The organism is Luteimonas sp. 8-5 (genome assembly GCF_029763755.1).
Lineage (GTDB): Bacteria > Pseudomonadota > Gammaproteobacteria > Xanthomonadales > Xanthomonadaceae > Cognatiluteimonas.
Genome location: NZ_JARUVM010000028.1, coordinates 17,888 through 27,521, shown reverse-complemented (window position 1 = coordinate 27,521; position 9,634 = coordinate 17,888). Strand labels below are relative to the sequence as shown.

General features: G+C 66.9%; 9 protein-coding genes. 5 read left to right on the top strand and 4 right to left on the bottom strand.

Going from position 1 to position 9,634, the window contains the following annotated elements; translation table 11 throughout:
- On the bottom strand, positions 1-239 hold a 239-nt coding region (locus QAA18_RS04860), incomplete at its 3' end, for a hypothetical protein (RefSeq protein ID WP_279411478.1).
- Positions 240-423: 184 nt separating this feature from the next.
- Positions 424-2,043, bottom strand: a complete 1,620-nt coding sequence (locus tag QAA18_RS04855; protein ID WP_279411474.1) for an NAD(P)/FAD-dependent oxidoreductase — start codon at positions 2,041-2,043, stop codon at positions 424-426.
- A gap of 342 nt (positions 2,044-2,385) precedes the next feature.
- On the opposite strand from QAA18_RS04855, the gene QAA18_RS04850 reads away from it, so the two are divergent.
- The 4 genes from QAA18_RS04850 to QAA18_RS04835 all read left to right on the top strand — a co-directional run bounded on the left by QAA18_RS04850 (position 2,386) and on the right by QAA18_RS04835 (position 6,609).
- The gene (locus QAA18_RS04850) at positions 2,386-2,973 is read left to right on the top strand and encodes a hypothetical protein (RefSeq protein WP_279411472.1); all 588 of its coding nucleotides are present in this window, start codon (positions 2,386-2,388) and stop codon (positions 2,971-2,973) included.
- A 17-nt stretch (positions 2,974-2,990) separates the two neighbouring features.
- Positions 2,991-3,161, top strand: a complete 171-nt coding sequence (locus QAA18_RS04845) for a hypothetical protein (RefSeq protein ID WP_279411469.1) — start codon at positions 2,991-2,993, stop codon at positions 3,159-3,161.
- A 95-nt stretch (positions 3,162-3,256) separates the two neighbouring features.
- Complete coding sequence (locus tag QAA18_RS04840; protein WP_279411467.1) at positions 3,257-5,368, top strand: peptidase domain-containing ABC transporter; 2,112 nt, start codon at positions 3,257-3,259, stop codon at positions 5,366-5,368.
- The gene (locus QAA18_RS04835) at positions 5,365-6,609 is read left to right on the top strand and encodes an HlyD family efflux transporter periplasmic adaptor subunit (RefSeq protein ID WP_279411465.1); all 1,245 of its coding nucleotides are present in this window, start codon (positions 5,365-5,367) and stop codon (positions 6,607-6,609) included. The genes QAA18_RS04840 and QAA18_RS04835 overlap by 4 nt, the downstream gene beginning before the upstream one ends.
- 66 nt (positions 6,610-6,675) lie before the next feature.
- Here QAA18_RS04835 and groL read toward each other — a convergent pair whose 3' ends face one another.
- Both groL and groES read right to left on the bottom strand, forming a co-directional pair.
- Entirely contained in the window at positions 6,676-8,316 is a 1,641-nt protein-coding gene (gene groL, locus QAA18_RS04830; RefSeq protein ID WP_279411463.1) for a chaperonin GroEL, read from the bottom strand.
- Between the two features lie 59 nt (positions 8,317-8,375).
- On the bottom strand, positions 8,376-8,663 hold the full coding sequence (groES, locus tag QAA18_RS04825) for a co-chaperone GroES (RefSeq protein ID WP_279411459.1): 288 nt from the start codon (positions 8,661-8,663) through the stop codon (positions 8,376-8,378).
- A 490-nt stretch (positions 8,664-9,153) separates the two neighbouring features.
- Here groES and QAA18_RS04820 point away from each other — a divergent pair, with 490 nt between their 5' ends.
- Positions 9,154-9,558 (top strand): helix-turn-helix transcriptional regulator, encoded by a 405-nt coding sequence (locus QAA18_RS04820; RefSeq protein ID WP_279411457.1) that lies wholly within the window; start codon positions 9,154-9,156, stop codon positions 9,556-9,558.
- The last annotated feature ends 76 nt before the right edge of the window (positions 9,559-9,634 follow it).

Sequence of the window (9,634 nt, the reverse complement as noted above, 5' to 3'; positions counted from 1 at the left end):
GGACCGATGTCGGCCGGGCGCGGCGGGGCCGGCGGTCCGGCGTCGCCTGCCAGCAGGTCGAGCAGCACCTGCGGCTGCCGGGCGAAGGTGGCGACGGCGAAATCGCTGGCCAGTGCCACCCTGCCGATGCGGTCGGCGGCATCGGGCGCAGCGAGGGCATCGGCCAAGGCCGGAGAAGCCTCGCCCAGCCCGCGCATCGCGCGCTCGACGATGGCGCTCAATGCGGGATCGTCGGCCATCGTCGGGATCCAGTCGCCAATGCACCGCGGCCGCAATTAAAAAGCCCGCCCCGGACGAACCGGTTGCGGGCCTGCTCCCTCCCCCACGTCGGGATGCGGCCCCATCGTGAAGGAATCGTTAGCCGGGATGCACGCTGCACTGCAAAAACAGAACCATGCAGTACAGGATGTAAGCGTGCCAGGCTCATCGCGGACGCGGACCGCGACGCAGGTCCTTGACGATTTCCCGCGCGGCAGTGCGGCCCGGCAGGCCGGTCACGCCGCCGCCGGGATGGGTGCCCGAACCGCACAGGTACAGGCCGGGCAGCGCCCCGCGATAGTTGCCCTGCCCCAGCAGCGGACGCGCGCTGAACAGCTGGTCCAGCCCGAGCGAGCCGTGGAAGATGTCGCCCCCGACCAGGCCGAACTCGCGCTCCAGGTCCAACGGCGACAACGCCTTGTAACCGAGCACGCTGCGGCGGAAATTGGGCGCGTACGCATCGACGGTGTCGATCATCAGCGCGGCGACGGTGTCGCGGTGCGCGTCCCAGCCGCCATCGACATCCGGATGCACGTGCTGGCAGAACAGGCTGGCGACATGCTGGCCCGGCGGCGCGAGAGTGTCGTCCAGCGTGGACGAGATCACCAGTTCGACGATCGGCGCGCGCGCCCAGCCCGGGTTGTGCTGCTTCGACTTCGCGTCGAAGTACGCCTGCTCGAAATAGCGAAGCGACGGGCCGGCCAGGATCCCGCTCTGGTGGTGCGGCTGCAGGTTCGTTCCGGGCGCGGCGGTGAAATCCGGCAACTCGGAAAGAGCAACGTTCATGCGGAACGTGCCCGAGCCGCAGCGGTAGCGACCGATGCGTTCGCTGGTGTCCGGGTCCAGCGCGTCGCGCGGCAGCAGCCGCTGGTACAGCAACTTCGGGTTGAGGTTGGAGACGATGGTCCCGGCGCGCAGCTCGCGTCCGTCCGCCGTGCGCACGCCGACCGTCCTCCCGGCTTCGACGATCACTTCCTCGACCCCGGAACCGGTCTCGACCTCCACGCCGCGCGCCGCGCATTCCCTGGCGATCGCCTGGGTGATCGCGCCCATGCCGCCGATGGCATGGCCCCAGGTACCCTGCTTGCCGTTGACCTCGCCGAACACGTGGTGCAGCAGCACGTAGGCGCTGCCCGGGGTGTAGGGGCTGGCGAAATTGCCGACCACCGAGTCCCAGCCCAGTACGGCCTTGAGCGGTTCGGATTCGAAATACGAATCCAGCAGCTCGCCGGCCGACTTGGTGAACAGGTCGAGCAGGTCGCGACGGCCGCGCATGTCCAGGTGCTTCAGGCGCCGGGCCGCGTCGAGCGACGACAGCCAGTCGGCGAGGACGAAACGGTCGGAGACGTTCGGCGGCGTGCGCGTCATCAACTCGCGCAGCACCACGACCACGCGTTCGAGCATTGCGTAATAGGCGGGCAAGCGCTGCGCATCGCGCACGGACCATTTCGCGACTTCGGCCTGGGTGTGCTCGCCGCCGAGGCGGAAACTGCGCCCGTCGGGCAGCGGCAGGAAGTTCGCGTAGGGCCGTTCGACCACGCGCAGGCCGTGCTGCGCCAGGCGCAGGTCGGCGATCACACGGGGATTGAGCAGGCTGACGGTGTAGCTGGCGGTGGAGTTGCGGAAGCCCGGGTGGAACTCTTCGGTCACGGCCGCGCCGCCCACGATGCCGCGCCTTTCGAGCACGCGGACCTTGAGCCCGGCACGCGCCAGGTATGCGGCGCACACCAGCCCGTTGTGTCCTCCGCCGATGACAAGAACATCCTGCGTCGTAGTCAGCGCCATGCCCGATTGCCTGCTTCGCGAGACGCCATTATGTAGCGTTGACACCTGGATTTTGCGCTGCTAGCCTCCGGGCGTCGTCGAGGCGCCCCATGCGGGGTGCGACGACGGGAAGAAGACGCGGCCTTGCCAGGAGGCGTGGCCGCTACCACAACCGGATTCAAGTCCAGGAAGGACGTCGCGACGCATGGATGCTTTCATCGCGGCTGCAGCCACGCAGCCATTGCCCGTACGGGCACCCCGACCGACACACGACGCCATCCGCATGCGCCCGGGCCATCGCCCGTCACGGGTTCGTGCGTCCCTGGCGTGCCCCCAGGACCATCAAAAGGATGCGATGCGCCCATGAACATGCCGATGCCGCAGATGAAGAAGCCCACGCTGGAGGAAGTGCTGGCGTACAGCAACCGCGACGTGGTCTATCGATTCAGGAAGACGTACGGGCTCACCTGGGAGGAGTCGGAGGACATCTTCGACCAGGTCAAGAAGTGGCTGTGGATGGCGAACCATCGGCGCAGCTCGGGCATCAGCCAGGGATTGAGCATCGACCTTTCGCTCGTCGTCATCGACGAGATGTGGCACAACTTCGTGCTGTTCACCAAGGAGTACACCGAGTTCTGCCTGCACTACTTCGGGTACTACCTGCACCACGGACCCGCCACCGAGGCCGAGGACCTGGAGCAGCGCGAACGCACCAGGGGCCTGGGCCCGGCCGAGCGGGCCGAAGCGATCAAGAACGCGCGCCGGCCGCAGTACGAATACATCTACGACGTGCTGGGCGAGGAAACATTCGCCAAGTGGTACATGGAGTACCCGAAACGCTACAGCTACCTGCAGCTGGCCGAAATGCAGCTGCAGGCGGTCAACGACGCCATGGCGGCAATCCGGCCGCGCGCGCAGGCCGAAGAATCCCGGCAACACCAAACCAACTGAAAAACAAGGAGAGTTCAATGAACAACGCAAAGTCGAAGAAGTCCGAGATCATCGAGCAGGCACTGCAGGAAGCCGTTGGTGGTGGCCTGGCCTCCAACGTGGAGATCCCGATCTGCAGCGTCAGCTGCCACATCTTCTCGATCAACGTGTGTCACGTCGACCTGTGCGACGTGAACCTCCCGTTCTGATCTTGCATACGCACTAGCTGACTAGCGACCTACCGGGATCGGCACACCAGCCATGCAGATGGCTGGTGTGTTCGCGTTTCAAGGACTTTCCAACCGTGCAAGCCATCCTCCAATCGCAAGCCTCCGAGTGCGGCATCGCCTGCCTGGCGATGGTGCTGGCGCATCACGGCAACCACCAGGGCGTGCGCGACCTGCGTGCGCGCTTCGGCACGTCCCTCAAGGGCGTGACCCTGCCGCAGCTGATCTCGATGGCGCAGGCCAGCGGCCTCAGCGCACGCGCGTTGCGCCTGGACATGGACGAGCTCGCCTCGCTGCAGGCACCCTGCATCCTGCACTGGGACCTGAACCATTTCGTGGTGCTGGCCAAGGCCGGCAGGCACAAGGTCACGATCTTCGACCCGGCGCGCGGCAAGCGCGTTCTCGACCGCACCGAGGTCTCGAGGCACTTCACCGGCGTGGCCCTGGAGCTGTCGCCAGGCGTCGACTTCCAGCCGCACCCGCCGGCGCCGGCGGTCACCGTCCGCCAGCTCACGGGCAGGGTCGCCGGCCTGTGGCGCACGCTGGGCCTGGTGCTCGCGCTTTCCGCGGCGCTGCAGGTGTTCGTCATCATCGGCCCGTTCTTCATGCAATGGGTCGTCGACCAGGTGATGGTCTCGGGCGACCGCGACCTGTTGACGGTGCTCGGGATCGGGTTCGGCCTGGCGCTGGCGATGCAGGTGTCGATCGGGCTCCTGCGCGGCTGGTCGGTGACCTACCTGTCCAACCAGCTCGGCCTGCAGTGGATGGGCAACGTCTTCGCCCACCTGCTGAAGCTTCCGCTGGAGTTCTTCGAGAAGCGCCACCTCGGCGACATCGTGTCGCGCATGGGCGCGGTGCGGGCGATCCAGCGCACGCTGACGACCAGCTTCGTCGAATCGCTGGTGGACGGCATCATGGCGATCGTCACCCTGGCGATGATGCTGGTGTACAGCTGGAAGCTGGCGATGGTGACACTGCTGGCGGTCGGCCTGTACATGGGTATCCGCACCGTCGCCTACCGGCCGCTTCGCGACGGCACGGAGCAGCAGCTGGTGGCGGCGGCCAAGCAGCAAAGCCACCTGCTGGAATCGATCCGGGGCATGCAGTCGCTGAAGGTCACCGGCACCCAGGGGCTGCGCGAGGCCGCCTACCAGAACCTCATGCACGAGACGACCAACCATGAGCTCTGGCTGGCGCGGGTCGGCCTGGGCTTCAACTCGGCCAACCAGCTGGTGTTCGGCGTCGAGCGCATCGCCGTGATCTGGATCGGGGCGCTGCTGGCGCTGTCGAACCAGTTTTCGCTGGGCATGCTCATCGCCTACCTCGCGTACAAGGACCAGTTCGCGCAGCGCATCGCAAGCCTGATCGACAAGTGGATCGAGTTCCGGATGCTGCGCCTGCATGGCGAACGCCTGGCCGACATCGTCCTGACGCCGCCGGAAACCGACGCCTCCGCCAGCTTCGACGGAAGGCTGCCGCAGGTGGCGAGCCTGCAGGTCGAGGGGCTTTGCTTCCGCTACGGCGATGGCGAGCCGGACGTGATCCAGGATTGCAGCTTCGAGGTCCGGCCCGGCGAGTCGGTGGCGATCGTCGGCCCGTCGGGCTGCGGCAAGACCACGCTGATCAAGCTGCTGCTCGGCCTGCTGTCGCCGACGGCCGGCACCATCCGCTTCGGCGGGCAGGACATCCGCAAGCTGGGTTTGCGCAACTTCCTCGGCACGGTGGGCGCGGTGATGCAGGACGACCGCCTGTTCGCCGGCAGCGTCGCGGAGAACATCGCCTTCGGCGAGGAGGTGGTCGACTTCGAGCGGGTCGAGGCGGTCGCGCGCATGGCCGCGATCCACGACGAGATCGCCGCCATGCCGATGGGATACCACAGCCTGATCGGCGACATGGGAACGACGCTTTCCGGAGGCCAGAAGCAACGCGTGATCCTGGCGCGCGCCCTGTACCGGGAACCGACGATGCTGTTCCTGGACGAAGCCACCAGCCACCTGGACGTGAAGTGCGAGCGGCTGGTCAACGCGGCCGTGCGGGACATGAAGATCACCAAGGTGATCATCGCCCATCGTCGTGAAACGATCGCCAGCGCGGACCGGGTGCTGACCCTGCGCGGCGGCCGCCTCGTCGACGGGTTGCCGCCGCAGCGCGTGCCATTGCACGAATCGCGCGCAACGGTGGACGCATGAATCCGCTGTTCCGCCCCGAGGTGATGGAGGCCCGGCGACAGAGCTGGCTCGGCGGGATTTCCCTGGTCCAGCCGTTGCGGCTATGGGTCCTGTCCTGCGTCGCGATCGCCGGGGGCGCATCCGTCGTCGCCCTGATGGCGCTGGGCTCCTACACCCAGCGCTCGAGCGTACGCGGCCAGCTGGTACCCGACCAGGGACTGGCCACGGTGGTGTCCCCCGCCAGTGGCGTCGTCGCGCGGCTGTTGCCGGACGAGGGCGCGCAGATCCGGACCGGACAGGCACTGGCGGTGATCGATGCGCCGCGCACCACCGCCGACGGCGTCGACGCGGCGCGGGCGCTTCGCGACGGGCTGGAAGCGCGTCGCGAGAACACGCAGGCGCTGGGCCAGTCGCAGTTGAAGCAGATCGACGTGCAACTGGCCGGCGCAACCCGGCAACTGCAGGCTTCGCGACAGGAACAGGCGCAGGTCCGCGAAGCGATCGCCACGCGTCGCGAGATGGTCCGCATCGGCCGCGAGACGCTGGCGCGTTACCAGGACATGGCGGCCGGGCAGCTGGTCAGCGAAGCGCAGGTCGCGCAGCAGCGGCAGACGGTGCTCGATCTGGTCGCTGCGCAGCAATCGCTGGAGCGGCAGGCCACGCAGATCCAGGCCAGGATCGCTCAGCTGCAGCAGACCCTGGACGAGCTTCCCGCACAGCGGCGCGGCCTGCTCGCCAGCACCGGGCGTGAAGTGGCATCGCTGGAGCAGGAACAGGTGCGGCAGGAGTACGACGGCCGGCTGCTGATCAAGGCGCCTGTCGCCGGCATGGTGACCAATCGGCTGATCGAACCCGGGCAGGCCGTGTCCGGCGGACAGGCTGTGCTGAGCATCCTGCCGCTGGGATCGAAGCTGCAGGCGCAGCTGTTCGTGCCGAGCCGCGCGATCGGCTTCATCGATCCGGGCGATCGGGTGGAACTGCGATACCAGGCGTATCCGTACCAGAAGTTCGGCCACCACACCGGCCGCGTCGCGCGCATCTCGCGCAGCGCGATCGCACCAGCCAGCGGCGGCCAGGACAACGCCGAACCGGTCTACCGCGTGCTGGTCGAACTCGACCGGCAGACCATCACCGCCTACGGCCAGGCAGAACCGCTGCGCCCGGGCATGCTGGTAGACGCCGACATCCTCGGCGAGCGGCGCAAGCTGTACGAATGGGTGCTCGAACCGTTGTACTCGGTCATGGGCCGGATGGGCGGATAGACCGCGCCCGGAAAAGGAAAGGCCCGCATTTCGCGGGCCTTTCCGGTGTCGCGTGTTGCAGGCGGATCAGAAGTCCATGCCGCCCATGCCACCCATGCCGCCGGCGCCCGGCATCGCCGGCTCGTCCTTCTTCGGCAGCTCGGCGACCATCGCCTCGGTGGTGATCATCAGGCCGGCGATCGACGCCGCGTTCTGCAGCGCGGTGCGGGTCACCTTGGTCGGATCCAGGATGCCGAACTCGACCATGTCGCCGAACTCGCCGTTGGCGGCGTTGTAACCGAAGTTGCCCTTGCCGTCCTTGACCTTGTTGACGATGACCGAGGGCTCCTCGCCGGCGTTGGTGACGATCTCGCGCAGCGGGGCTTCCATCGCGCGCAGGGCGATGGCGATGCCGTGGGTCTGGTCCTCGTTGGCGCCCTTGAGCGACTCGATCGCCGCCTTGGCGCGCAGCAGGGCCACGCCGCCACCCGGGACCACGCCCTCTTCCACCGCGGCGCGGGTCGCGTGCAGCGCGTCCTCGACGCGGGCCTTCTTCTCCTTCATCTCGATCTCGGTCGAGGCACCGACCTTGATCACCGCAACGCCACCGGCCAGCTTGGCCACGCGCTCCTGCAGCTTCTCGCGGTCGTAGTCCGAGGAAGTCTCCTCGATCTGCGCCTTGATCTGCTTGATGCGGCTCTCGATGTCGCCGGTGTTGCCGGCGCCGTCGATGATGGTGGTGTTCTCCTTGGAGACCTGGATCTTCTTGGCGCGGCCGAGATCCTTGATCGTGGCCTTCTCCAGCGACAGGCCGACTTCCTCGGAGATCACGGTGCCGCCGGTCAGGACGGCCATGTCCTCCAGCATCGCCTTGCGGCGGTCGCCGAAGCCCGGGGCCTTGACCGCGCACACCTTGACGATGCCGCGGATGGTGTTGACCACCAAGGTCGCCAGGGCCTCGCCCTCGACTTCCTCGGCGACGATCAGCAGCGGCTTGCCGGCCTTGGCCACGCCCTCGAGCACCGGCAGCAGGTCGCGCACGTTCGAGATCTTCTTGTCGTGCAGCAGGATGAACGGATCGTCCAGCTCGGCCGACATCGACTGCTGGTTGTTGATGAAGTACGGCGACAGGTAGCCGCGGTCGAACTGCATGCCCTCGACGACGTCGAGTTCATTGTCCAGGCCCGAGCCTTCCTCGACGGTGATCACGCCTTCCTTGCCGACCTTCTTCATCGCGTCGGCGATGATCGCGCCGATCGACTCGTCGCTGTTGGCCGAGATGGTGCCGACCTGCGCGATCGCCTTGTCGTCGGCGGTGGGCTTGCTGATCTTCTTCAGCTCTTCGATCGCGGCCTTCACGGCCTGGTCGATGCCGCGCTTGAGGTCCATCGGGTTCATGCCGGCGGCAACCGCCTTCGAACCTTCGCGGATCAGCGCCTGCGCCAGCACGGTCGCGGTGGTGGTGCCGTCACCGGCGTTGTCGGAAGTCTTGGAAGCGACTTCCTTCACCATCTGCGCGCCCATGTTCTCGAACTTGTCGGCCAGCTCGATCTCCTTGGCGACGGACACGCCGTCCTTGGTGATCGTCGGCGCGCCGTAGCTCTTCTCGAGCACGACATTGCGGCCCTTCGGGCCCAGGGTGGCCTTGACGGCATTGGCGAGGGTGTTGACGCCGCGCACCATCTTGGAGCGCGCGTCCTCGCCGAAACGGATTTCCTTGGCAGCCATGTGCAGTTACCTCAAAAGCGGGGAATAAGGGGAATGAAGGGAATGAAGGGAGCGGGCGCTCAGCCGAGGACGGCGAGGATGTCGTCTTCCTTCACCACCAGGTATTCGGTGCCGTCGAGCTTCACTTCGGTGCCGCTGTACTTGCCGAACAGCACCTTGTCGCCGGCCTTGACCTTGGGCGCGCGCAGCGAGCCGTTGTCCAGCACCTTGCCCTCGCCCACGGCCACGACTTCGCCCTTGATCGGCTTTTCGGTGGCGGTGTCCGGGATGACGATGCCGCCGGCGGACATCTTTTCCTCTTCCATGCGCTGGATCACGACGCGGTCGTAAAGCGGCTTGATGTTCATTGCAACCCTCGCAAGTACTTGAGTGGTTGGAGAAACGGCCGGCGATCTTAGCAGTCGACCCAGGCGACTGCCAGCCGCGCGGCACGAAAAGTGCCCGATGGACGGGGCTGCAGGGGAAATGGGGCGGCGCGGCGCCGATTCAAGGGGGGCAAATCAAGAAGGCAAAAAAAGGGCGCGCATTCCAGGGGAGAATGCGCGCCCGGGTTTCGACCCAGTCCGGGAAGACCGCCCAATCGGTCATCCGGGGCTTCTGTCGCCCGGCACGGAGGCCGGGATCCCGACATCCGTGTCGTTGGAACCGAATATGAGTGGAAGCCCGGAATTTGGGAAGAGCCGATAGCTGGCAAAAAGGCTAGTTCCGATAGCTTTTAACGGAAGCAGCCCGCTGTAGAGCCATTCTCGCCACCGTAAAGCCACACGTGGCTATCATTCCTAGACAATCGAGGGCTATTATTGATAACCTCGCTAATATCACTAGCGAGGCCTTGAGATGGACAGCGCAGCCGCCCACCGCATCCGCGTCGCCCGCCGCAGCGCAGGCCTTTCACAGGCCCAGATGGCCGCCGAACTGGGCGTCCAGCGCAGCGCGGTAAGCCACTGGGAAGCCCAGCGCGGCAAGCCCAGCATGAACCACCTGCGCAAGCTGGCGTTGATCACCGGCGCGCAGTTCGAATGGCTGGCGACCGGGCGCGGCCCGATGACGCCCTCGGCCGAATCCCTGCTCGACTCCGTGGCCGCGGTGGATGCGCTGCTGGTCGACGATCCGCAGGAGCGCCGCCTGCTGACCGCCTTCCGCCAGGCCGCCGCCCAGGCGCGCCTGCCGCTGCTCGAACTGGCCGAGCAACTTGCCTCGCAGCGCGTCGGCCGGATCCGGCGCGGCGCCACGACCGAGTGACGGCACCGGTGCCGGCATGCGCCGGCGGGATCGCCGACAATGTCGGGCCGGCGATCGATGCCGGATCCGGAGACTG

Bases quoted from the DNA above. Each gene is read 5' to 3' on its own strand.
- QAA18_RS04855 (WP_279411474.1), bottom strand. From the start codon at position 2,043: ATGGCGCTGACTACGACGCAGGATGTTCTTGTCATCGGCGGAGGACAC.
- QAA18_RS04850 (WP_279411472.1), top strand. From the start codon at position 2,386: ATGAACATGCCGATGCCGCAGATGAAGAAGCCCACGCTGGAGGAAGTG.
- QAA18_RS04845 (WP_279411469.1), top strand. From the start codon at position 2,991: ATGAACAACGCAAAGTCGAAGAAGTCCGAGATCATCGAGCAGGCACTG.
- QAA18_RS04835 (WP_279411465.1), top strand. From the start codon at position 5,365: ATGAATCCGCTGTTCCGCCCCGAGGTGATGGAGGCCCGGCGACAGAGC.
- groL (WP_279411463.1), bottom strand. From the start codon at position 8,316: ATGGCTGCCAAGGAAATCCGTTTCGGCGAGGACGCGCGCTCCAAGATG.
- groES (WP_279411459.1), bottom strand. From the start codon at position 8,663: ATGAACATCAAGCCGCTTTACGACCGCGTCGTGATCCAGCGCATGGAA.
- QAA18_RS04820 (WP_279411457.1), top strand. From the start codon at position 9,154: ATGGACAGCGCAGCCGCCCACCGCATCCGCGTCGCCCGCCGCAGCGCA.